Raw genomic sequence first — 20,734 nt, 5'->3', positions numbered from 1 at the left:
GAGTAATATTTATTTCAGCAGGGTATATCTTTTGTATGGAGGTGTCACCTTGAAAAGTGATGGAATCAAGGATTTAGAACGCCGTATAGAAGATATGCGGCAACATATGTACCAGACCTACCTGGAAAACCCAGGTGACCCCCGGTTAGTAATTATTTCTCAGAAATTGGATCAGCTGCTCAATGAGCTATGGGCGCTGAAAAATTCCAATGAATGAAGCAAGAGGGGGTAAATATGCTAACCATTCATTCTTGATGCCTCCAGTTTTGGTAAGGTTTGCTCCCCCTTTGTTTTCCTGCTTGGAAAATCAGGAGGGGAGCAACTTTATTTTTTCAGTCACTGACAGTTGATTTTCAAATAGGATAGGTTCATAATCCATAAGAAGATACTGTACTGTAAAGGAGCAATAGCTCATGCTTCCAACCATGAATCGGCTTCTCCAAAAGCTGATGCCGTATATTACACCAACCGCTGTGGTTATCGGTGTTATTTTCTCAGACATGCTTGAATTTTTCGTTTTTCTTGTCCCATGGATTTTCGCATTCATGACCTTTTCAGGCAGCCTAGGATCTAATTTTCATAATTTAAAAAATGTACTGCGCAACCCACTTTCGATCGTGCTCTGCCTTGTTATTTTACATATTATTATGCCTCTGATCGCTTATGGTACGGGGCTTATCATTTTTCCAGACGACATGAACACCGTCATCGGTCTCATTCTGTCATTTCTCATACCTACTGGAATCACCAGTTTAATATGGGCAGCTATTTATAAAGGAAATGTTGTTTTGACGTTGTCTATTATTCTATTGGACACCCTTCTTTCTCCTTTAGTCGTTCCTTTTGTATTAAAGTTCTTAGTTGGAAATTCCATTGAAATGAATGTGCTGGACATTATGAATGGACTGATATGGATGATTGTCATTCCTTCACTCCTTGGCATGCTGGTCAATCAATTCGCAAAAAAAGAAGTGACACGCACCCTAGAAGCGAACCTCGCCCCGTTTACCAAGATCGGAATTGGTACGGTGGTGGCAATCAATAGTTCGGCTGTCGCCCCCTACTTCAAAAATTTCGACTTAAAAATGACTGCAATTGCAGTAACTGTATTTTCCCTGGCTATTGTAGCCTACTTCATCGGATTCTTTTTCGGGAAATTCATGAAGATGGATCAAGGAACTGTCGTTTCCTTGACTTTCAACAGTGGCATGCGGAATATAAGCGGAGGGGCTGTCATTGCCATCACATACTTTCCTGCTGCTGTAGCAGTTCCGGTAATTGTATGCATGCTGTTCCAGCAGGTTCTTGCCTCTTTTACCGGCAGTATACTGACGAAGTACTACCTTGAACCTACACCTGAAATGACTTGACAGAATAATGTTGCATACTTGATGTGCTGTTATTGGTTTACTTTTCCATGATATTGGCAATAGGGATACTATAGCGTTGGACATCGACAATTTATTCATTGTCGGGTGGAAATGATCCGGACATTAGAGCTGGACATGAGCCAAGTAATTCATGAACCATAACGGTTGATTCGTTTTCGATATATGTCCTTCCGCAAAAATTGCTAGGAGGTATGTACAAATGGCTAACAATCGTGAACCAGAAAAACAAGTGAAGGAATTAACTGAAGAGAAAAAGGACGAAATTATGGCGAGCTTCTCCCAATTCCGTGACTATCTGGGGGATAAAGTGGAAAAGGGCGAAAAAATGGGACTGAGTGAAGAAGCACTGACAAAGAATGCCAAGCGGGTCGCAGACTACCTCGCAGAACATGAAGAACCACGCAATCGCGAAGAAAAACTGCTGAACGAAATGTGGAATGCAGCAAACGAAGATGAACGAAAACATGTCGCCCATGTACTAGTCAAACTTGCCGATGAAACAAACAAATAACCTTTCGTTAGAAGAACTGCCTCGTTAACAGGGGCAGTTTTTTTATTGGATCTGAAAAATTCCTGCTGATATACAAATGGGGAATTATGCTAGAATAAAACCATCCTTAGGAAGGATGGTTTTATGAATTTCTCCAAATTATTATCAAGTATAAATCCACCTGGTGAAAATCGCTTCATCTTAGGTATCGATGGCTTAAGCAGGGCAGGCAAAACTACGTTCACAAAAAAGTTGTGTGATCACCTGGGAGACAGCACTCCCTATTACGCATTTCACATCGACGAACATATTGTTGAACGTGACAAACGTTATCATACCGGTTATGAATCCTGGTATGAATATTATTACCTTCAATGGGATATCGATTGGCTCACCGAAAATTTCTTTAAAAAGCTTAAAAGTGGCAAAGAGCTGTATCTTCCCTTTTACAACAATAAAGAAGATTATCATCAATGGAAGAATATAAAGTTGCCGGACCCTTGCCTTATAATTATTGAAGGGGTGTTTCTGCAGCGCAGCGTATGGCGGAAATATTTCGATTATGTGATGTATTTGGATTGCTCTAAAGATATACGGTATTCACGGGAAAAAGTAAACAATCAGCACGATTTAGAAAAGCTAGAACACAGGTATTGGAGAGCAGAAAATTATTATTTAACAAAAATAGCACCTAAAGAAAATGCAGATATAATCCTAAAGGGAGATTGATACGGAGGGGTGTCTTATGGAAGTAATGGAAACCAGAGATTATCAGCTCATTGCCGAATTAAACAAGTATGTACATGATTTGCATTACAATCTTTATCCTGACCTTTTCAAACCTTATGATTTTGAAAAAATGAAGACTTTTTTCCAGCCGCTTGTCCATAATGAAAACTACATATTTCTATTACAGAAGGAGGGGCAGCACGCGATTGGTTATGCCTGGATAGAAATAAGGGATTATCCTGAAAGTCCTTTTAAAAAACCTTATCAGTCCGTTTATATCCACCAGCTCAGCATTAAGGAATCTGAATAGAATAAAGGGTATGGCATGCAGTTAATGGAAAAAATTTATAAAATTGCCGAGGCTAAAGGAATCACGTTGATTGAATTGGATTATTGGAATGAAAACGAAGCAGCTAAGAAGTTTTATGAACGTCAGGGCTTTAGTAAAAGAAGTGAATTCGCATTTCGAGAAGTGTAAAAAGGAGCAACAACAGGGCTATAATTTTAAAAAAGGATGGTCATTATGCATATATTTCGTTTTGATAAAGAAGCTGGGCAACGAATTACGAAATTTGATTCTAATTTCATACTGTCTAAAATTGTGAAAACAAAAACACCTGCTTTTATCAGTGGCATGCACTTGGATGCAGGGGGAAATATCGGCTATCATGAAGCCGTTGTACCACAGCTGCTGTTAGTAGTGAATGGGGAAGGGACGGTCTCAGGTAAAGAGAATAGCAAAGTCACTGTCAAAGCAGGTGACGCTGTATTCTGGGAACAAGGAGAATGGCATGAAACAACTTCGGAACACGGGATGACTGCGATTGTTGTGGAAAGTGAAGAATTGGATCCAGCTTCGTTATGAAAAAATTATCAATCTATTTTTTCAACCTTAATCAAATGATCCGGGAATAGATGTGGGATGTTGAAAATACTTGTTACCAGCAGGACAATTACAAGGATGACAGTAAGAATAACGATCTCCTTATGATGGTCCACGCTTCTCTTCTGCTGCATAGCGGCGCGGTATTTCATTTGTATCTTCCATCGTTTGTCATCCAGCTTCACCTCATCTCCCCCTTTAAACATAGTTTAATGTTTGTATCGAAAGGATAGCAGATCATTGGCTGGTTTACGGAAATGGCGTCTTTCCTCTTCTTCCTTCACCTGAAATGGGTGCTGGAAAATTTTTACGACCGCATACCCCGTCATAGCACCTATGATAGCAAAGAAGATATCACCTATACGGAAAGCTCCCATTTTGAAAATCTCTTGTACTCCTTCAAACACCATACTGGTTAAAGCTGCTGTGAAAATAATAGATTTCCAATCAGAGAAATTCCTTGATAATAGCGGGAGCAGCAGCCCAGCTGGCAGAAATCCAAGGGCATTTGCGCCGTTTCCTTCTAAGGGAAAAAGCTGGGAAAGAGTTATGATATATAAGCTGAACAAGATGACCGCTATGCCTTTTCCAATGATTTTCATTACGTAGATAACCTCGCTTCGTTTGTTTTACATATAATTTTTTATATAAATTAATATAACATAAATAATGGCAACAATTACCGTTAATGAGGAGGAAACGATGGATTTCATTCTGGAACATAAATGGATATTCCTTATCATCGCTGAAGTAGTTTTCTGGATATCGATGCTGACATTTTTGATATTGCGTTATTGGTTCCACTTGCAAAAAGTAAGTATGGTTTTCTTGCCCTTTTCATCGTGAATGATTTGTGGATAGCGACAATGGGATTTTTTGATTACTTGCGAACCGGGGAATTTACCAGTTATCAGATCATCGTTCTTATTTTAATTGTATACGCGTTTACCTATGGAAAATCAGATTTCAAGAAACTAGACCGTTACATCCAGACAAAAGTCGCCGCATGGAAAGGAGAACCGCTGCCTGAAAAAGAGAAATTGAAGAAACTTAGCGGAAAAGAACATGCCAAAAAAGAAAGAAAACAATTCTACATCCACCTAATCATATACATGGCATTACATGTGATTTTCGCACTCCTTTTTGGGTTCTCCGATAGCATCCTTCAAGCAGGCAGTACAGGAGGCTTTTTAGATGCCTGGTTTGACGCTTCTGATTCTACTATCCCGTTTAATAATACTAACGTAAATAATGTCACCAGAATTTGGACGCTCATCCTCGTTATCGATGGGATCATCTCGCTTTCCTATACACTTTTCCCTAAAAAAGAGAAAGACGCCAGGACGTGAGGCGTAATAATAGAGGACTTGGGATGCAGAACTTGAAAGGTTGCTGTACAATAGGCATACCAGATTTGTGAGGAGGGGTGTGACATGAGGAGACTCTTAATCTTTCTGATTATTGGTCTGGTGCTGGGGAATTTCGTACATGGATTCTCGCAAAATAGCACAATAGATGATAGGAAAGAAAGCATCACTATTAATACATCCTCCCCGACTTTAGATACGGAAAAAACAGATGACTTCAAAGTAATTGTTTCCGTGACGACCCTTTTCCTCTTTACTGTTGTTACATTTACACTAAAACCATTTAACCGGAGTCGGAATCTCTTTTTCCTTCACCCCGTTTTCTATCAGTCAAGTTATCTGGTTCTAACTCCTTTGATGTGACAAATAATCATTAAATCAAAGGAGGAAACAGGATTATGATATGGTTCAGATTCATTATGATTGGAATGTTTTCGCTTACTGCCGGGTATCTCTTCTACTTCCAGGGAGTCGAGATTTTCCACGCGTTTATTGATTTTTTCAACAAAAAAGAATAATTCAAAAAAACTAACGCATTCACTCGTTTCCGTGAATGCGTTAGTTTTTCTTATACTTGAATCTTTAATTTTTCACTAAGTCGAATGAGGCTGGGAAAAAACAGAATAAAGCATAAACTAATCGGAACGATTTCATTGAAATCAGTTAGGTTAATATGTGTACCAGAAATTTTTCATCGCTTCGTCCAAACACTTCGCTTTCCGCGGGCACGGTCTGAAGCCTTCTTTGTCAAGAAGATCACTGACCAAGTGGATCTCCGACCCGTGCTGTTCCCGCAGGAGTCTGCGCATTTGGACTACGCTAATGCTCTGCGTACATAAGATTCAATTTTAATCACTCGTTTGTGATACCATCGTTTTACTTATTTCCCAGCTTCCTCTTCTTCTTGGTTTAATTACATCAGCATAAATATGACGATAACAAGAATAATTCTATAAATAGCAAATGGTGTAAGCTTGATTTTATTGATTATCCGTAAGAAAAAACGAATCGACAGTAGTGCAAACAAAAATGCGCTTATGAAGCCTACGATAAAGAATGGGATATCCTCTGGAGAAAAATAAGAAAGGTTTTTAACAAGCGAAAGTCCGCTTGCTCCAAGCATGATCGGCACTGCCATGATAAATGTAAAGTCCGCTGCAGCCCGGTGACTCATCCCCATCAGGACCCCTCCGGAAATAGTTGATCCTGAGCGTGAAAATCCCGGCCACAAGGAAAAGCATTGAATAAGACCAACAGTAAACGCCTGCCTATATGTAATTTGATCAATGTTCTTGGTGGGGGGTTCTTTTACACCAAACATATCAGCAGCAATCATCAGGAATGCACCGATTAGCAGTCCAATCATCACCGTTTCCACCGAAAAAAGATGTTCGTCAATATAGTCTTCAAACAACAAACCAAGTACGCCTGCTGGAATCAAACCGACAATCACATGGGTCAGTTTGAGACGCTCTCCGGGATTTGAAGTATTTGTTTTTTCTTTATTCATCCACAGCAGATCCATGAACCTGTCTTTGAATACGACTACGACAGCCAGAATGGACCCCAGCTGTATGACAATCTTAAATGTATTTGCAACGTACTGGGATAAAAATTCCTTTGTTTTCAGCCACATATCATCGACGATGATCATATGGCCTGTCGAGGATACAGGGGCAAATTCAGTCAGTCCTTCAACCATGCCGAGTATAACTGCTTTGATTAATAATAGTATATCCATCTATGATCCCTGTCTCCTCTTTTTTAAATAGATGAAGCCGCCGATGATAATCAGAACAGCTAGAATCGCGTAAGTGAACTTGGAATAAATATCCATAAAATGAAGGATGCTGTCCCAGGATTCCCCAAGGGCTGCTCCAATGGAAACAAGAATTGTATTCCAAATCAGTGTTCCAATCGTCGTATACAATAAAAACACGACAACCTTCATATTGGACATTCCTGCAGGGATAGATATAAGGCTTCTTACGAGCGGAACCATTCTGCAAAATAATACAGTCCAAGGTCCATATCTATCAAACCAGGCATCCGCTTTATGGATGTCCTCTTTTTTCACTCGCAATATATGTCCCCAACGTTCAACGATTTTTTCAAGCCGCTCCACATCCATCAATAATCCAATCAGATACAAAGCAACCGCACCTAACAACGACCCCAAAGTGGAAACCGCGATCACTCCAATGACAGAAAGACCGGTAGTCGTAGTCATAAACCCGCCATATGGCAGGACTATTTCTGACGGAATCGGGGGAAACAAATTTTCAAATAGCATCATTAAAAAGATTCCGATATAACCGTACTGCTCCATGAAACTGGTAATCCATTCACCCATAGTCGAAACCAACTCTCTTTAGAAAAAATCACAATAACATAAATGTACCACATTAATTCTCCTGGTTATATATTTACTTGTTTCATAGAGTCGAAACTTGTCCAAAATATTTCTCAGGGCCTAATTCTACTAAGCCCTCCAACGTAAGGCAATTGTCAGTTGGCAGCATTCCATTCCTTTTACTGCGGAACTGAGCTGCAGGTTGATCCCATCCGGATTGATTTTCGTCTTGATCCCTTCATGTATCCCTGTCGTTTTCAGCAGTTCATCCACTTTTTTCATATTCGACTCCTGAGCCGCTTTCATAACTTTATGAGCGAACACGGACGACCTGGCCAGTTTTTCCAATACGAGACTTGCCTGCGTCATCAACTGCTGCATAGCCACAGCTGATTCCGTAAATAAAGTCGGATCGACAGGGGGAAACTGGTTGTTATCCGGAAAGCGAACTATTGGAGGCGTCTGTATCCGATAATTGCAATAGCATGGGCAACAAGGATAATAATAATACTGCAATACTGCCTTCCTCCTTTGTAACATCATTGTTATGAAATATATGTAAACGATGAAATTATAGAAGCTTATGAAATACTTATTCATTAATTCGAGAAAGTAAATATATACATTTTGTTAAAAATGACTTTACCTTTACGTTACGTCAAGGTGTATATTGAAAATGTCAGGAGGTGAAGAAATGGAATATACGATAACGAAGTTCGCAAAGCTGGCAGGGGTAAGTTCAAGAACGCTGCGGTATTACGATGAAATCGGGATTCTTAAGCCGGCAAGAATCAATTCATCGGGATACCGCATCTATGGCCCGGAACAAGTGAATCAGCTGCAGCAAATTCTCTTTTACCGGGAGCTTGGAATGGAACTTGAAAAAATCCGAAACATCATCACTTCCCCCACCTTTGACCCTGCCGAAGCACTGAGTGAACATCGAACCAAACTCCTGGCAAAACGGACTAAACTGAACAAAATGATTGCGAGCGTGGATCAGAGTCTCGCTGCCGCAGAAGGGAGAATAACCATGAGTGATAACGAAAAATTTGAAGCGTTTAAACAGAAGTTAGTAGATGACAATGAAGAGAAATTTGGCGAAGAAGCTCGAGAAAAATATGGAGACGAGACTGTTGATAAGTCCAACCAAAAAGTTCTCGGTATGTCTGAAGAAAAATACGCAGAAGTAAATCGCATTGAAATGGAAATGAAAGAAGCTCTGAGCAAGGGAATGGCTATTGGAGACCCAGCAAGTGAACCTGCTCAAAAAGCTGCTGACCTTCACCGCAAGTGGCTCACTTACTTTTGGGATAAATATACCAAAGAAGCCCATGCCGGTGTTGCACAGATGTACGTGGATGACGAACGGTTCACTGCCTATTATGATCACCAGCAGCCAGGTACTGCGGAATTTTTAAGAGACGCTGTCCATATCTATACTGGAATGAACAGCTGAATTATAAAAGGGGAGTTATAGAGCTGTCGAGAATTTCTCGACAGCTTATTCTTTATCTGTTCAGGGTGCTATATCACAAAATAATAGGTAATCGACCATTTTGCAATAAACACGTAAAAAGACACTTTTCTACCAGTTTGATTCCTCAGTTTAATGGAAATAATCTTTTATATAGATAAATGACTATAGGAGCCAAAGGAGGATTTTATGGCTAATATGAATCGCACGGACACCAGCTCCCATATGCCCGACTTTTCGAAAAATTTATGGGCAGGCTTCATGTTTGGACTCGGATTGGTCGCTTTTATTGATGAAACCGTCTTTCACCAATTGCTTCACTGGCATCATTTTTACGACAAATCCACAACTAACATCGGGCTTGTTTCCGATGGTTTTTTTCATGCGTTCAGCTGGTTTGCGACAATTGCAGGACTCTTCCTGCTGGCTGATCTGCGCAGAAGGGAATCATTCTGGCTGAAAAGATGGTGGGGCGGGATGCTGCTTGGATCAGGCGGATTTCAATTATACGATGGCATCATTCAGCACAAAATTATGAGGCTTCACCAGATCCGATATAACGTGGATATAATGCCTTATGATCTCGTATGGAACATCACTGCAGCAATTATGCTTCTTATTGGTATCTTCCTGACCTTTCAGACAAGACCAGGCGCCACACATAAAGGAGTGACTAATCCCCTTGGTAATGATTGAAACAGCATCGCTCCTGCTGGCTATACCGTTCATAGCAGCTTTCATTTTATACATCTATGCTGCAATTTCGTCAGGACAGCGTTTTAATAAGTGGCCAGCATACCGAATTGCACTTTGGATGTTGGGAACAATATTTGCACTGCTATCCGTCGCAGGTCCATTGGCAAAACGTGCCCACATGGACTTTGAAGCACATATGCTGGGCCATCTTTTTCTCGGAATGCTTGCACCGCTTTTAATGGCGTTAGCGAAGCCTATGACTCTGGCTTTGAGGGCTCTTTCAGTCAAATATGCGAAAAAATTAGCCCGTATACTTCGCAGCAGACCAATAATCTTTCTCAGCAATCCACTCACTGCAACGATACTTAATGTTGGTGGACTCTGGGTCCTTTATACAACCGATTTATATATGATGATGCATCAGTACCTGTGGCTCCATCTGCTTGTACACATGCATGTATTTCTTGCTGGATATATTTTCACAATATCACTGATCTATCTTGAACCAACACCCCATCGCTACAGTTATCTGTATCGCTCCATCATACTTGTGATTGCATTAGCAGGACATGGAATTCTTTCTAAATTCATCTACGCCAACCCTCCTGCTGGCGTCCCCCCGGATGAAGCACGGGCAGGCGGCATGCTTATGTATTACGGTGGCGATGCGATTGATATTGTACTGGTTTTCCTGCTTTGTCTACATTGGTTCCGAGCCTCGAAACCTCAAACCACAATAAGTCAGGCAACTTGATTAAAAGGCAGCGTCCTCGGAGGCTGCTTTTCTTATGCAAAAAATATATGGATTACTCCATGTGAATGCGTCCGCTGCTGTAACACCACCTTCCGCTGATTCTCTACTTTCGTTTCAGGAACTCGACGTTAAAAAAAGCACCCGCCACATAAGTGTGACGGGTACTTACTTCTATACCTTTTACACGTTCATAATAAATAGTTTATCGCGGGTCATAGACTCGATGCTTCGGCGGATGCCTTGGGCGCCCAGTCCGGAATTTTTTGAACCGATAAATGGAAAATGATCGGGTCCGCGTTCTGTCTTGGCATTCAGCTGAACGGAACCCACATTAAGTTTGGATCCGATATTCATTGCTGTTTGTACATTGTTGGTAAAAATACTTGCCTGCAGACCATATTCAGATTCATTGGCGAGTTCAACGAAATCGGCTTCATCTGATACTCGGATGATTGGCAATACTGGACCAAATGGCTCTTCATAAGCAACTTTCATTCCGGGGGTTACGTTATCGAGCAACGTCGGGTAGATCAGGTTTTCTTCCCGCTGGTTTCCTGTAACCAAAGAAGCTCCATTTTCAAGAGCGTCATCAATCAGTCCCTGAACAAAATCAGCCGCCTTTTCATCAATCAGGGGCGTGACAGCTGCTTCCTCTTCCGGGTTACCGACAGTCAGCTCATCCACCTTTTTCTTAATTTTACTTGTCAGCTCATCTGCAACAGCGTTGTCCACCAAAACTCGCTTGATTGCTGTGCATCGCTGTCCGGAATATGAAAATGCGCCGCTTACAATCTGGCTGGCTGCCAAATCAAGATCTGCATTCTTAAGTACGATTGCGGGATCCTTTCCTCCAAGCTCGAGAACAACAGGAATCATTTTCGCTTTTTCAGAAATGGATTGGCCAACTTCTGTGCTTCCTGTGAATGTAATCATACTTATATCAGGATGAGTGACTAGATAATCCCCGATTTCGGATCCTTTACCTGTCACACAATGAACGACATCTGCTGGCAGTTCCGTTTCAAGTAACGCATCAATCATCAATTTACCGCTCAACGTACCTTGGGAGGCAGGTTTGAAGATAACTGCATTTCCGGAAATTAATGCGGGGGCAATTTTGGATGCGGCTAAGTTTACAGGGTAGTTAAATGGAGAAATAGCCAGGATGACACCGCGCGGAGCTCTTTCCGCCATCGCTATTTTATTGGAGCTTCCTCCTTTGAAGGAATCCCCTCGGAGCAAATCGCCATGAATTCGACAGCCCTCTTCTGCTGTATAACGGATCAGATCAGCTGTCCGGGCAACTTCTTTCCACGCAGAGGATTTATTTTTGCCTACTTCCTTCATAATCATATCACCGATTTGTGCTTGATTTTCGAGTAATTTATCGGCCCAAGCATGGAGTATTTCGGCACGCTTATATACCTCTTCTTCTTCCCAATACTTCTGAGCCTGTTTTGCTTTTTCGATTGCTTGTCCAGCTTCTTCCTTAGTCAAAAGCGGGAATGCTCCCAGTTCTTCCTGTCCTACTACCGAATATACCTTCTTTTCATTCGTTGCTGTTGCGCTGATATTCACCACTCCTTCAAAAAATTGATAATTCTGATTATTCTTGAAAGGAGAGATTAAATCAAACGTGATGGAAACGGTAACATCCGGCATTTTTGACAATTCAGCTCCATCTATCTTTGATATGCGTTTATTTACCAAGTTTTTGACGTTAATGCGTTAAAGTTTCTGTTAATCTTCATCCTTAATGTCTATATCATCTGGTATAGGTTGATCCCAGTATTCTTCCATTAACGCACGATATTTTTCCACTTGTTGAAAATAGGTACTGAACTGTTCCTTATTGACCAGCACTTCTTTTCCGTCATCAAGAGTCCTGATTTTATTTTCCAAAATGAGCTTTTGAATAAATGTTTCCGGCACATCCAAGTATTCTGCCGTTTCTTTTATAGTCAGATACATCCTTCCACCTCCTTTTATCCAATAATCTACATGGCCGTCATGGATATTTATATATTCAGCATAAATAGATTTGAAATCGTTGTCCATTGTATTAATTACAACTTCAGTTCGTTTTAAGGTACTTTTACCAGGAAATATTTAATACCATCGGGCACGTTCTAAAGCCTTCTGGGTCAAAAAGGTCGTTTGAGATCTTCGACTCGTGCTGTTCCCGCAGGAGTCTACATAGTTGGTCTATGCTAATGCTCTGCATTTATATTAAACGTTCGTTTCTGATACCATTGTTTTACTTATGTCCAAGCCTCTTTTCACTTGGATATTCTGATGCTTGCCTTTATTATTATAGGAAGTGCCATCGATCATAAGAAAGATGAAAGGACGTCATGTATGATAGATAAACGAAATGAACAGTGGGCGAAAACTCGTAAAATGGGAATGTTCTCATATATCGTCCGTTACGGCTGGCTGATGTTTGGAGGCGTTTTCTTTGTAGTATCCTTGGTTTCTCAGCTATTACAAGGAGCAGACTGGTCTGTTAGCCTGATTGCAGGGCGTATCTTATTGGGGATCGCAGCCGGCACCATATATGGTTGGGTAAGCTGGAAAATGAATGAAAACAGGTTTCAGCGTGATAGCTAACAAAGGATAGCAGATGACATTCCCTGGAATACCAAGCCATGGCATACCAGGGATATTATATTACCAGAGGGGTTCTTCATAGCTTGCCAGCTTAATGTAACGCGGGGCAAGTGATCCGGCAAGCAAACCTAACACAATCACCATAGGAAGGTACAAAAATACAGACAAACCAAACTGAATGGTGATACTCATAGGAACGACTGGTATTAATGACATCATGCTGGACTGTCTTTTTGATTTTGCAGTCATATATTGTTCTTCCCCGCAATAAGGACACTTGGCTTTACTTTTCCACATCAATGACCCGGACATTGTTTCCTTCCACGACCATTCTTGCTTGCAGCTATCACAAACAGGCATTAACCTCACTCCTCTATGTGTAAATGTTTTTCAAGTAAAATTTCATCCCGGATACCTATGCCGTTGGAAGCATATAGGGGAATATCAGGCTTGATTTTTCGTGCTTTATCTACTGCATCGACATAAATATCCGTAATCCTGTACCCTCGTTTCTGATAAAAACCTAAAGCATGCAGGTTATCGTTCGTAGTTATTAGTTTAATAATAGGAAATTTTCTTCTCCTCGCGATCGTTTCTATTTCCAAAATAAGCATGCTGCCGATGCCGTGATTTTCAATCTTGCTATCCAGGGAAATGATTTCACATTCGGATTCAAGGATAACATAGGTAAGCAATCCAAGAATCTCTCCATCATCATTTACGATTGCTGCCCCATCCAGCATATCGCAATGGTAAATACCGCTTGAAGTAACCATTTTTGAATCTCCCCATTGACGTATGAAAAAATCACTGATTTGTTCTTTGCCAACTTGATCCGTGTACCTCATTTGCATCGGCTTAACTGCTCCTTTTTTCGTGCCATTCATCCTCCAGCATGCTCATTTCCCACAGACTCCAATATTCATCTCTAATCTTCCTGGCATCCCTCAGCAGTCCTTCTTTTTTGAAACCTGCCCTTTCATAGCACGTGATCGCCGCCTGATTGAAATCAAATACACCAAGGCTTACCCGGTGCATTCCAAGGTCTTCGAAAGCAATCTTCGAAATTTCCTCAATCATCTGCCTTCCGATACCCTTTCCTCTTGCAGCCTTTTCTCCTACCAGAACTCTCCCAATTCTGGCTGAACGATTTTCCCGCTCAATTCTTCCAAGCGATATATGACCGATAATTTTACCGCTTTCCTTATGTAAGACTTTATATGCTAATATCTCAGAATCAGACCGGTTGGCCTTCTCCAGATAGTCCCTTAACTGTTTAATATCCAGGGGATAACGGAAGGATGGCCCTCCCCATTGAAGGAGAAACTCTCTTGTAGGTACCCAGCTGATCAGCTGATCAAAATCTTCTCTTTCAAAATATTGCAATTCAACCATGACTGCACCTCTTTTTCCTGAAACTCGGAAACCGTTTCAACATAACGGTTTCTCGTTTTTATATTACTTTACCATAACTATCTGTAATTTTTTCCATCTAAACAAAAAAAGAACCCGTTCACCGTATGGATGTGAAGGGCTTTCTGAATATTACGCTTTTATTGATCGGTACTTGGAAAACATATAACATACCTGCTGTCATAAAAAAAGAAAGTGTCATTACAAGCAAAGGCCTCTTATGAACAGCGGCACTGAACATATACATGAAAAAGTAAATCATCGCTGACCAACCAACCGTCCAGCCTTTTTGGTGTACGATAGCTTTGAACTTTATCCCCGCCCATTCTATAAAGGTGGAAATGCCTACCCATTTCCCAATATAAATTGCCTGTTCAAAAAGTTTCTTCGGGAATGTCGCCAGAAAGGCCATTACCAGTAATGGCATAACGATAAAAAAGTGAATTTTTTTCAAAAAAGTTCCATTTGCCCTGGGGGATTGGAATTCCCAAAAGGAGCTTTTTCTGCAGATCAGGTAGTACAGGGCATTAAAAAATAATACATAAGTTATCCCCGGTAAACATTGGCGTATTTTCTGCCAAGATTTTTTCTTGATATTCAATAGGAGCAGAAGCATGATTAACAGGATATGCATTTCGTCACCCCTTATCCGATTGCTGCTCATGATCATTTTTCAAACCTGCTTTTTTCATGTTTTGTGCGTCATCCACACGTCTTACAGCCGAAATGACCATTCTGTTTAACAATGTTTTCACACTTAGTCCTATTAAGGTGTAATACCATTTCCAGCTTTTTTTCCATTCGACAAGGTTAGTCTTTTTTTCCGCCCAGAATTCTACGAAAAACATCGGAAGGACAAACATCATGACCTTGGCAGCAATCATTTTTAGATTATCATGCTTAGAAAATTGGTTAACCCACACAGCAAGTAACGGATAAACAAGAAAATCAAACAATATATTAATATCAAATACCCGCTTCATCGCACGCACCGGGTAACGGACCATGCCATAATGGACCACAAACTTATCGATCAGCCCATTAGTGAATGCGTTTAACAAATACACAATAAGCCAGTCTTTGATAGGCGGTCTTCTAAACAAAAAAGGCATGACCAAAAGGCCAGAGATAAACAGGCATTTTAAAAAGTTTTTTTCAAATTGGTTTTTTTTCATTGGGCAAAATCCTTTTTTGATTTATTTTCTAAAAACTTGGCTTGCCGCTAAGTCCTTATGGCGGAAGCGACTTGTCCATCCTGACAAACTAAACCAAGTCTCACCGTAACGTTCTATGTCCCAGAGAGAGCTGCTTAAGTCCTCGAGGGCAGGCGCTGGCGCTGGACGAGGGCTTAAGCAAAGAGGCATCTTACATTTTTATAATTTCTTGCACTAAAAAAAGCCATTCCATTTGGGAATAGCTTTTCCTGAATTTAGAAAAATATGTTAGTTGAAAACAATCGTTTTATTTTCATGGACGAGAATTCGATCTTCCAGATCCCATTTAACGCCACGGGCAAGGACACTTCGTTCGACTTTCCTTCCTATTTTTTTCAAATCGTTTGCATGGTCACGGTGATCGACACGCATGATATCCTGTTCGATTATTGGCCCTTCATCAAGTTCATTCGTTACATAGTGAGAGGTTGCTCCAATCAGCTTCACCCCTCGATCATAAGCTCGCATATAAGGATTTGCTCCGACAAATGCCGGCAGGAACGAATGATGGATATTGATAATCCGAAATGGGTGAGCTGCCACAAAACCGGGAGTAAGTATTTGCATATAACGGGCCAGCACAATCTGGTCAATCTCGTATTGTTTCAATAACTTCAGCTGTTCAGCTTCTGCTTCGTCCCGGATATCTTTATTAGCTGGAATATGGTAATACGGGATACCGAATGATTCAACAAATTCCCGTGCTTCATCATGATTGCTGATTACTAAAGCTATATCCGTCATCAAATCTCCGCTTTGCCACTCCCACAGCAGTTCGCGCAGGCAATGAAGTTCTTTGGATACAAAAATGGCTGTTCTCTTCAATTTATAAACGAAAATCAATTTCCAATTCATGTTAAAACTTTCAGCTATCGGCAGGAATTTACTTTCCATTTCTGCTTCTTTTTCGTGCAGGTGTGGACAATCGAACTCTATCCTCAGAAAGAATGTACCCTCGTAGGCATCCGTGGTGTATTGGTTCGACTCCATAATATTGGCACCATGTTCGAATAAGAAGTTTGAGACTGCTGCCACAATTCCAGACTGATCAGGGCAGCAGATGAGCAGGCGCCCTCTTGTTTTATTGTTTTCTTGAAATGACTTTAGTTGGTGCTCTATATTTGCAGGCATCATGCTCCTCCTTTTCATTTTTATTTATCCTGTTGAACTGTTTTCATGATCATCTTCGTCCCTAGGCTTGAACTGTTCATCTATATCCGTTTGCTGATAATTTTCCCCGAAATATTTTTCCATGGCTACATGTGCCTGCTTCTTGATAGGCTCATTGATGGACGACATTACACGGTAAATCGCATAAATGATCGCCATGCTGTCATCCGCGAATCCCACGAATGGAATGAAATCCGGAATGAAATCAGCCGGAAATATCAGATATCCGAGAGCCCCGGCAATGGTCAGTTTGTCTTTTTTCGGTGTATCTGGACTTTTGAACGTGTAATAAAGAAGAAAGCTGTAATAGGCGATTTTCGTTCCAATTCGTTTTGCATATTGCCACATTTTATCCGAAAACTTATTTTCCGAGAAATATTTCCGTCCAGTTTCTATGGCTTTTTCCGGATTGAAGTTTTTCAATTTGTCCCTGTATCTTTTTTCTTCCGAATTCATTATCAATTCTCCTTTATATTTATTCGACATAATTATATTTTCCCCATCCGCCATCCTCCCTAACATAGGATAGTTGCCTTTTTATGCTTCTGCTTGCGGATTATCCGGCACATAGGCATCCTTTCCAGCACCTATTCCGGCAATGAGCATTAAGCAAACTACCGCTAACAGTATTACGATAGAAGGAGTCCAGGAATGTACGTAATCATATAAATAGCCGATTGCAATTGGTCCTGATGCTGCCAGCAGATAGCCAAATGATTGTGCCATGCCAGATAAATTCGCAGCCTGAGCAGCGTTAGGAGCCCGAAGTCCAAGTAAGGTCAAAGCCAGGCTGATACACGAACCTTGAGCTATGCCGACCAGCGATATACTTATTGTCAATAAAAGCATGGCAGATCCTAATAACATCCCGAACATTCCAGTCAAATAAACGATGCCTATTCCCATGATGATTCCCCGCTGGCTTTTGAGACGGCCGGCCAGTACAGGAATCAGAAAAGTTGCCGGCAGACCGATGATTTGGAGCCAGGAAAGCATCCAGCCAGAAGCTGCAGGATCCATGCCTCGGCTCTGAAGGATTTCCGGCAGCCAGGCTATCAAGGAATAAAACAAGAAAGACTGCAGCCCCATGAAGAAGGTCACTTGCCAGGCGAGTTTAGAGCGCCAAAGCGGATTATTAGCCGGATCCATCTTCGGAACTTTGTGCACACTTTTTTGTAAATCCTTTTGTGGCAGCCAGGCGATAAAAGCCAATACTGCCAGCAAGGACCAGACTAGCAAGGAACCCTGCCAACCCGAGTCCAGCGTATTTGCAAACGGTACACTCACCCCGGAACCAATGGAAGCAAATAAACTCATCGAAATTGAATATAAACCGGTCATTACACCAACTTTCAAAGGAAATGCCTGCTTGACCACTCCAGGAAGCAGGACATTAAGAATGGCGATTCCGATACCAATCAAAGCGGTTCCCGTAAAAATAGTGGTAATAGATTCAAACGACCGGACCAGGATACCAAATGCAAGTATAGCCACACCTGCCTGGATAGCCATTCCATTTCCAAGACGCAGGCCAAGCCTTGGGGCAAGGGCGGATAGCACGGCAAAGGCTAGCAATGGCAGAGTAGTAAGCATGCCTGCCATCCCATTGGATATCCCTAGATCTTCACGGATGGTGCTGATCAGCGGTCCGACCGCAGTAATAGCTGGTCTCAGATTAAAAGCAATGAGAATGATACCAATAATCAACAGCTTCCTGTCACCTGAGTACCTGCTTTTCTGTATGTAAGCGGGGGTATGTTTTTGTGTGTGCACGATTCTTCTCCTTTGTCCATTTTATCTTCTTCCTATCGTACCCGATACAAATATATTAAAAAAATAAAAAGCTTCAGGCGGAATACAAAATAACTTTGGTTAGCCTAAAATACTTAATTTGGAAAGAAAGCCACAAAGCAATAGAATTGACGTGCTTACCTTTCCTTTATAATCGAAATGTGTTGTTGATTCCTATAAGCCGCTTACCGGTGGATGCTTGCCGCGGGCACGGCCTCAAGCATTCTTGGTCAAGAATATCGCTTGACCAAGTGGAGCTTCGCCTCGTGCTGTGCCCGCAGGCGTCACCACCTAACGCTCATCCTTGAATCAATAATGATATAATCGTATGTCGTTAAAAATTCAGCCGTAACCACTTTTTTTTTCTTGTACGATGTAATAAAATAGGGCTGCCCATTAAGTCTATTACAGACTTATAGGACAGCCCCATAAAACACTAGGTTTCTATCATAGTAATCTATCAAAGTCAGTGCATATGCCTGAGCAACATGCTTTCGGATGGTTCAAGGGTAATCAACAGTTCCCCGTCTTTCGCCTGAAAAATACGTCTCTTATTCTCCATGTGCTGCCATTTTCCTTTCCAGACAGGGAGAATTACTTCCCGCTTATCCTTATGATTCCGATTGAATAAATAAATGAAATCTTCATCATTAGCTTCTTCGCCAAAAACATCAATGCCATTTTCAATCCAACGTTCAAAAGCATATACATCAGGATGAAGGGCATATGATTTCCAGACACCGGTTCGAAGTGCCGTATGTTCCCTGCGCCACCGGCCGATTTTCTTGTACCAATTGATCAGTTGTTTGTTTTCCCGCCCCCATGGATAAGGCTTACGATTATCAGGGTCATCTCCTCCGGTTAACCCGGCTTCATCACCATAATACAAGGACGGTACTCCTGGAAAAGCATACAACCAAAGACTTAATCCTTTTATCTGGTCGAATATTACTGCGTCCCGTTCTTCTTCCAGATCATCCGGAAGAAACATGTCGAGCATCGTCTTAATTCGCTCCACATCATGACTAGAAATCATATTCATCAAAGCATAATAATATTGCTTCGGGTAGTGCTCACTGATGGTCGTCAGCTTTCGGTCGATTTCATCAGCATTAGCGGTTCCTTCCATAAAGGAGAGCATATGACCGCGCAGGGGATAATTCATGACCGAATCCAGCACTCCTCCAAGAAAATATTCCCGCCTTCTGCCATGTCCGATTTTGTTCGTCGCGTCCTCCCATACTTCACCGAGGAGCACGCTTTTCGGATCATCTTCTTTCAGCTGTTTGTAAATATCCCTTATAAAATCATCCGTCAGCTCATCGGCAACGTCTAAACGCCAATGTTTCATACCGGCTTTCTGCCACGATTTGATTACACTGTCCTGACTATGAATGAGAAAATGGCGAAAACTTTCATTATCCTTTTTCACTTTTGGAAGAGTTCCCACACCCCACCAGGATTCATATTCATCGGGGAAATTATGGAACGTATACCAGGAAAAATAAGGTGAATCTTGCGACTGATAGGCACCGACTGAATCGTATTCATCCTTTTTGTTGAAATAGATACTGTTACTGCCGGTATGGTTGAACACCCCATCCAGCATGATTTCGATCCCCCGGGAACAAGCCTCCTTGATCAGCCACTTGAAATCCTCTTTACTCCCGAGGAGCCGGTCAATCGTATGGTAATCGCCGGTATCATATCGATGGTTACTTTCCGCCTCGAAGATAGGATTAAGATAAATGACGGTAACCCCGAGTGATTCTATATAATCCAATTTCTCGGTAATTCCCTTCAGATTACCTCCGAAAAAATCCCACCTGACAACAGCACCGTTTTCATCCCGGATATAAATCGGGTCATTTTCCCAATGGGAGTGCATAAGGCTTGTCTTGGGAGCTTTTTCAAGTTCACGTTCCCCCGCTGCCCGGAACCTGTCTGGAAAAATCTGATACATCGTCCCGTGCTTCCACCAGGAAGGTGTTTCATAGCTGTCATCATAGACAGTGATCTGCCAGGAAGGCGGAATCTGATCATATAATTTCCCTTCCCCGCTTTCCTCGATGTTCATCCGCCCATAGTACTGCGTTCCATCTTCCATTTCAATTTCAAAAAAGTACCAGATGAGTTGTGGTTCTTCCGGCATAGTAATCGTTGTTTCATAAGCGGAAAAAGAATGCTGGCCGCTGTATAAGTCCATATCCTTCGTGTGAGGCTTGTCTGTCTTGTCGTGGATGTAATGAAGGATGACACGTGAAACAGGATAACGATTATGGATATCAATAGTTAAGGTAACGTTCGAGCCTTTCGGTGCTGCACCGAAAGGCTCTCTGTATCTCGATTCAAAGCTATTATGGTAAAAGTCATTTTGTTTCACTGAAAGTCCTCCT

General features: G+C 41.5%; 29 protein-coding genes and 1 pseudogene. 14 read left to right on the top strand and 16 right to left on the bottom strand.

Annotated features, from left to right (window positions below):
• Window positions 1–49: 49 nt before the first annotated feature.
• From JOC33_RS11870 to JOC33_RS11845, 7 genes and pseudogenes are all read left to right on the top strand, one after another.
• Entirely contained in the window at window positions 50–217 is a 168-nt protein-coding gene (locus tag JOC33_RS11870) for an aspartyl-phosphate phosphatase Spo0E family protein (RefSeq protein WP_239534163.1), read from the top strand.
• A 196-nt stretch (window positions 218–413) separates the two neighbouring features.
• Window positions 414–1,370 carry a bile acid:sodium symporter family protein gene (locus JOC33_RS11865; protein ID WP_205092739.1) on the top strand — a complete coding sequence of 319 codons (957 nt, stop codon included), beginning with the start codon at window positions 414–416 and terminating at the stop codon, window positions 1,368–1,370.
• Window positions 1,371–1,590: 220 nt separating this feature from the next.
• Window positions 1,591–1,902: a DUF3243 domain-containing protein gene (locus JOC33_RS11860; RefSeq protein ID WP_205092738.1), complete on the top strand. Its 312-nt coding sequence runs from the start codon at window positions 1,591–1,593 to the stop codon at window positions 1,900–1,902.
• A gap of 123 nt (window positions 1,903–2,025) precedes the next feature.
• On the top strand, window positions 2,026–2,610 hold the full coding sequence (locus JOC33_RS11855) for a kinase (protein WP_205092737.1): 585 nt from the start codon (window positions 2,026–2,028) through the stop codon (window positions 2,608–2,610).
• A 16-nt stretch (window positions 2,611–2,626) separates the two neighbouring features.
• Complete coding sequence (locus JOC33_RS20355) at window positions 2,627–2,920, top strand: hypothetical protein (protein WP_239534162.1); 294 nt, start codon at window positions 2,627–2,629, stop codon at window positions 2,918–2,920.
• A 12-nt stretch (window positions 2,921–2,932) separates the two neighbouring features.
• A pseudogene (locus tag JOC33_RS20350) lies at window positions 2,933–3,088 on the top strand (GNAT family N-acetyltransferase); the annotation flags it as partial.
• 45 nt (window positions 3,089–3,133) lie between these two features.
• Window positions 3,134–3,475: a cupin domain-containing protein gene (locus tag JOC33_RS11845; protein ID WP_205092736.1), complete on the top strand. Its 342-nt coding sequence runs from the start codon at window positions 3,134–3,136 to the stop codon at window positions 3,473–3,475.
• A gap of 8 nt (window positions 3,476–3,483) precedes the next feature.
• Here the strand turns inward: JOC33_RS11845 and JOC33_RS11840 are convergent, their stop codons facing one another.
• Together JOC33_RS11840 and JOC33_RS11835 are read right to left on the bottom strand one after the other, a co-directional pair.
• A complete protein-coding gene (locus tag JOC33_RS11840) occupies window positions 3,484–3,678 on the bottom strand; it encodes a hypothetical protein (RefSeq protein ID WP_205092735.1) in 195 nt (64 codons plus the stop codon).
• A 24-nt stretch (window positions 3,679–3,702) separates the two neighbouring features.
• Window positions 3,703–4,095 carry a VanZ family protein gene (locus JOC33_RS11835; RefSeq protein WP_205092734.1) on the bottom strand — a complete coding sequence of 131 codons (393 nt, stop codon included), beginning with the start codon at window positions 4,093–4,095 and terminating at the stop codon, window positions 3,703–3,705.
• A gap of 100 nt (window positions 4,096–4,195) precedes the next feature.
• Between JOC33_RS11835 and JOC33_RS20345 the strand changes: the two genes are divergently transcribed.
• The 3 genes from JOC33_RS20345 (at window position 4,196) to JOC33_RS11825 (ending at window position 5,223) form a co-directional block, all read left to right on the top strand.
• Window positions 4,196–4,339: a hypothetical protein gene (locus JOC33_RS20345; protein ID WP_239534160.1), complete on the top strand. Its 144-nt coding sequence runs from the start codon at window positions 4,196–4,198 to the stop codon at window positions 4,337–4,339.
• A gap of 20 nt (window positions 4,340–4,359) precedes the next feature.
• A complete protein-coding gene (locus JOC33_RS11830; protein WP_239534159.1) occupies window positions 4,360–4,842 on the top strand; it encodes a hypothetical protein in 483 nt (160 codons plus the stop codon).
• 84 nt (window positions 4,843–4,926) lie between these two features.
• A complete protein-coding gene (locus tag JOC33_RS11825; protein WP_205092733.1) occupies window positions 4,927–5,223 on the top strand; it encodes a hypothetical protein in 297 nt (98 codons plus the stop codon).
• Between the two features lie 550 nt (window positions 5,224–5,773).
• On the opposite strand, the gene JOC33_RS11820 is transcribed toward JOC33_RS11825, so the two are convergent.
• The 3 genes from JOC33_RS11820 to JOC33_RS11810 form a co-directional block, all read right to left on the bottom strand.
• A complete protein-coding gene (locus tag JOC33_RS11820; RefSeq protein ID WP_205092732.1) occupies window positions 5,774–6,601 on the bottom strand; it encodes an undecaprenyl-diphosphate phosphatase in 828 nt (275 codons plus the stop codon).
• Window positions 6,602–7,213, bottom strand: a complete 612-nt coding sequence (locus JOC33_RS11815) for a DedA family protein (RefSeq protein WP_205092731.1) — start codon at window positions 7,211–7,213, stop codon at window positions 6,602–6,604. It lies immediately after the preceding gene.
• Between the two features lie 129 nt (window positions 7,214–7,342).
• Complete coding sequence (locus JOC33_RS11810) at window positions 7,343–7,729, bottom strand: YuzC family spore coat inner layer protein (RefSeq protein ID WP_205092730.1); 387 nt, start codon at window positions 7,727–7,729, stop codon at window positions 7,343–7,345.
• Between the two features lie 178 nt (window positions 7,730–7,907).
• Between JOC33_RS11810 and JOC33_RS11805 the strand changes: the two genes are divergently transcribed.
• The 3 genes from JOC33_RS11805 (at window position 7,908) to JOC33_RS11795 (ending at window position 10,140) form a co-directional block, all read left to right on the top strand.
• Window positions 7,908–8,672: a MerR family transcriptional regulator gene (locus tag JOC33_RS11805; protein WP_205092729.1), complete on the top strand. Its 765-nt coding sequence runs from the start codon at window positions 7,908–7,910 to the stop codon at window positions 8,670–8,672.
• A 207-nt stretch (window positions 8,673–8,879) separates the two neighbouring features.
• Complete coding sequence (locus tag JOC33_RS11800) at window positions 8,880–9,386, top strand: DUF2243 domain-containing protein (RefSeq protein ID WP_239534158.1); 507 nt, start codon at window positions 8,880–8,882, stop codon at window positions 9,384–9,386.
• Entirely contained in the window at window positions 9,379–10,140 is a 762-nt protein-coding gene (locus tag JOC33_RS11795; RefSeq protein ID WP_205093074.1) for a cytochrome c oxidase assembly protein, read from the top strand. The genes JOC33_RS11800 and JOC33_RS11795 overlap by 8 nt, the downstream gene beginning before the upstream one ends.
• Window positions 10,141–10,320: 180 nt before the next feature.
• Here JOC33_RS11795 and JOC33_RS11790 read toward each other — a convergent pair whose 3' ends face one another.
• Together JOC33_RS11790 and JOC33_RS11785 are read right to left on the bottom strand one after the other, a co-directional pair.
• Window positions 10,321–11,802, bottom strand: a complete 1,482-nt coding sequence (locus tag JOC33_RS11790) for an NADP-dependent glyceraldehyde-3-phosphate dehydrogenase (protein ID WP_205093073.1) — start codon at window positions 11,800–11,802, stop codon at window positions 10,321–10,323.
• A 78-nt stretch (window positions 11,803–11,880) separates the two neighbouring features.
• Window positions 11,881–12,111: an excisionase family DNA-binding protein gene (locus JOC33_RS11785; protein ID WP_205092728.1), complete on the bottom strand. Its 231-nt coding sequence runs from the start codon at window positions 12,109–12,111 to the stop codon at window positions 11,881–11,883.
• A 387-nt stretch (window positions 12,112–12,498) separates the two neighbouring features.
• On the opposite strand from JOC33_RS11785, the gene JOC33_RS11780 reads away from it, so the two are divergent.
• A complete protein-coding gene (locus JOC33_RS11780; protein ID WP_205092727.1) occupies window positions 12,499–12,750 on the top strand; it encodes a hypothetical protein in 252 nt (83 codons plus the stop codon).
• 60 nt (window positions 12,751–12,810) lie between these two features.
• On the opposite strand, the gene JOC33_RS11775 is transcribed toward JOC33_RS11780, so the two are convergent.
• From JOC33_RS11775 to JOC33_RS11735, 9 genes are all read right to left on the bottom strand, one after another.
• Window positions 12,811–13,110 carry a TIGR04104 family putative zinc finger protein gene (locus JOC33_RS11775; protein ID WP_205092726.1) on the bottom strand — a complete coding sequence of 100 codons (300 nt, stop codon included), beginning with the start codon at window positions 13,108–13,110 and terminating at the stop codon, window positions 12,811–12,813.
• Between the two features lie 5 nt (window positions 13,111–13,115).
• Window positions 13,116–13,637, bottom strand: coding sequence for a GNAT family N-acetyltransferase (locus tag JOC33_RS11770; RefSeq protein ID WP_420825708.1), 522 nt, complete (start codon window positions 13,635–13,637; stop codon window positions 13,116–13,118).
• Window positions 13,609–14,145 (bottom strand): GNAT family N-acetyltransferase, encoded by a 537-nt coding sequence (locus JOC33_RS11765; protein WP_205092725.1) that lies wholly within the window; start codon window positions 14,143–14,145, stop codon window positions 13,609–13,611. Before JOC33_RS11765 ends, JOC33_RS11770 begins: the two co-directional genes overlap by 29 nt.
• A 118-nt stretch (window positions 14,146–14,263) precedes the next feature.
• Window positions 14,264–14,797 carry a CBO0543 family protein gene (locus JOC33_RS11760; protein WP_205092724.1) on the bottom strand — a complete coding sequence of 178 codons (534 nt, stop codon included), beginning with the start codon at window positions 14,795–14,797 and terminating at the stop codon, window positions 14,264–14,266.
• Window positions 14,798–14,801: 4 nt separating this feature from the next.
• Window positions 14,802–15,338, bottom strand: coding sequence for a CBO0543 family protein (locus tag JOC33_RS11755; protein ID WP_205092723.1), 537 nt, complete (start codon window positions 15,336–15,338; stop codon window positions 14,802–14,804).
• Window positions 15,339–15,605: 267 nt separating this feature from the next.
• Window positions 15,606–16,508, bottom strand: coding sequence for a formyltetrahydrofolate deformylase (gene purU / locus JOC33_RS11750; protein ID WP_205093071.1), 903 nt, complete (start codon window positions 16,506–16,508; stop codon window positions 15,606–15,608).
• A gap of 24 nt (window positions 16,509–16,532) precedes the next feature.
• Window positions 16,533–17,003, bottom strand: a complete 471-nt coding sequence (locus tag JOC33_RS11745; RefSeq protein WP_205092722.1) for a YkvA family protein — start codon at window positions 17,001–17,003, stop codon at window positions 16,533–16,535.
• Between the two features lie 81 nt (window positions 17,004–17,084).
• Window positions 17,085–18,290, bottom strand: coding sequence for an MFS transporter (locus JOC33_RS11740; RefSeq protein ID WP_205093070.1), 1,206 nt, complete (start codon window positions 18,288–18,290; stop codon window positions 17,085–17,087).
• Window positions 18,291–18,804: 514 nt separating this feature from the next.
• On the bottom strand, window positions 18,805–20,721 hold the full coding sequence (locus JOC33_RS11735) for an alpha-amylase family glycosyl hydrolase (RefSeq protein ID WP_205092721.1): 1,917 nt from the start codon (window positions 20,719–20,721) through the stop codon (window positions 18,805–18,807).
• Window positions 20,722–20,734 lie beyond the last annotated feature (13 nt).

The sequence above is a fragment of the Thalassobacillus pellis genome, assembly GCF_016908295.1.
Taxonomy (GTDB): domain Bacteria; phylum Bacillota; class Bacilli; order Bacillales; family Halobacillaceae; genus Thalassobacillus; species Thalassobacillus pellis.
This window is presented reverse-complemented; position numbering and strand designations above follow the sequence as displayed.

What these genes read in the sequence shown, in the direction of transcription:
- JOC33_RS11865 (WP_205092739.1), top strand. Translation starts at nt 414, where the DNA reads ATGCTTCCAACCATGAATCGGCTTCTCCAAAAGCTGATGCCGTATATT.
- JOC33_RS11860 (WP_205092738.1), top strand. Translation starts at nt 1,591, where the DNA reads ATGGCTAACAATCGTGAACCAGAAAAACAAGTGAAGGAATTAACTGAA.
- JOC33_RS11855 (WP_205092737.1), top strand. Translation starts at nt 2,026, where the DNA reads ATGAATTTCTCCAAATTATTATCAAGTATAAATCCACCTGGTGAAAAT.
- JOC33_RS20355 (WP_239534162.1), top strand. Translation starts at nt 2,627, where the DNA reads ATGGAAGTAATGGAAACCAGAGATTATCAGCTCATTGCCGAATTAAAC.
- JOC33_RS11845 (WP_205092736.1), top strand. Translation starts at nt 3,134, where the DNA reads ATGCATATATTTCGTTTTGATAAAGAAGCTGGGCAACGAATTACGAAA.
- JOC33_RS11835 (WP_205092734.1), bottom strand. Translation starts at nt 4,095, where the DNA reads ATGAAAATCATTGGAAAAGGCATAGCGGTCATCTTGTTCAGCTTATAT.
- JOC33_RS20345 (WP_239534160.1), top strand. Translation starts at nt 4,196, where the DNA reads ATGGATTTCATTCTGGAACATAAATGGATATTCCTTATCATCGCTGAA.
- JOC33_RS11830 (WP_239534159.1), top strand. Translation starts at nt 4,360, where the DNA reads ATGGGATTTTTTGATTACTTGCGAACCGGGGAATTTACCAGTTATCAG.
- JOC33_RS11825 (WP_205092733.1), top strand. Translation starts at nt 4,927, where the DNA reads ATGAGGAGACTCTTAATCTTTCTGATTATTGGTCTGGTGCTGGGGAAT.
- JOC33_RS11820 (WP_205092732.1), bottom strand. Translation starts at nt 6,601, where the DNA reads ATGGATATACTATTATTAATCAAAGCAGTTATACTCGGCATGGTTGAA.
- JOC33_RS11815 (WP_205092731.1), bottom strand. Translation starts at nt 7,213, where the DNA reads ATGGGTGAATGGATTACCAGTTTCATGGAGCAGTACGGTTATATCGGA.
- JOC33_RS11805 (WP_205092729.1), top strand. Translation starts at nt 7,908, where the DNA reads ATGGAATATACGATAACGAAGTTCGCAAAGCTGGCAGGGGTAAGTTCA.
- JOC33_RS11800 (WP_239534158.1), top strand. Translation starts at nt 8,880, where the DNA reads ATGGCTAATATGAATCGCACGGACACCAGCTCCCATATGCCCGACTTT.
- JOC33_RS11795 (WP_205093074.1), top strand. Translation starts at nt 9,379, where the DNA reads ATGATTGAAACAGCATCGCTCCTGCTGGCTATACCGTTCATAGCAGCT.
- JOC33_RS11790 (WP_205093073.1), bottom strand. Translation starts at nt 11,802, where the DNA reads ATGCCGGATGTTACCGTTTCCATCACGTTTGATTTAATCTCTCCTTTC.
- JOC33_RS11785 (WP_205092728.1), bottom strand. Translation starts at nt 12,111, where the DNA reads ATGTATCTGACTATAAAAGAAACGGCAGAATACTTGGATGTGCCGGAA.
- JOC33_RS11780 (WP_205092727.1), top strand. Translation starts at nt 12,499, where the DNA reads ATGATAGATAAACGAAATGAACAGTGGGCGAAAACTCGTAAAATGGGA.
- JOC33_RS11775 (WP_205092726.1), bottom strand. Translation starts at nt 13,110, where the DNA reads ATGCCTGTTTGTGATAGCTGCAAGCAAGAATGGTCGTGGAAGGAAACA.
- JOC33_RS11770 (WP_420825708.1), bottom strand. Translation starts at nt 13,637, where the DNA reads ATGAATGGCACGAAAAAAGGAGCAGTTAAGCCGATGCAAATGAGGTAC.
- JOC33_RS11765 (WP_205092725.1), bottom strand. Translation starts at nt 14,145, where the DNA reads ATGGTTGAATTGCAATATTTTGAAAGAGAAGATTTTGATCAGCTGATC.
- JOC33_RS11760 (WP_205092724.1), bottom strand. Translation starts at nt 14,797, where the DNA reads ATGCATATCCTGTTAATCATGCTTCTGCTCCTATTGAATATCAAGAAA.
- JOC33_RS11755 (WP_205092723.1), bottom strand. Translation starts at nt 15,338, where the DNA reads ATGAAAAAAAACCAATTTGAAAAAAACTTTTTAAAATGCCTGTTTATC.
- purU (WP_205093071.1), bottom strand. Translation starts at nt 16,508, where the DNA reads ATGCCTGCAAATATAGAGCACCAACTAAAGTCATTTCAAGAAAACAAT.
- JOC33_RS11745 (WP_205092722.1), bottom strand. Translation starts at nt 17,003, where the DNA reads ATGAATTCGGAAGAAAAAAGATACAGGGACAAATTGAAAAACTTCAAT.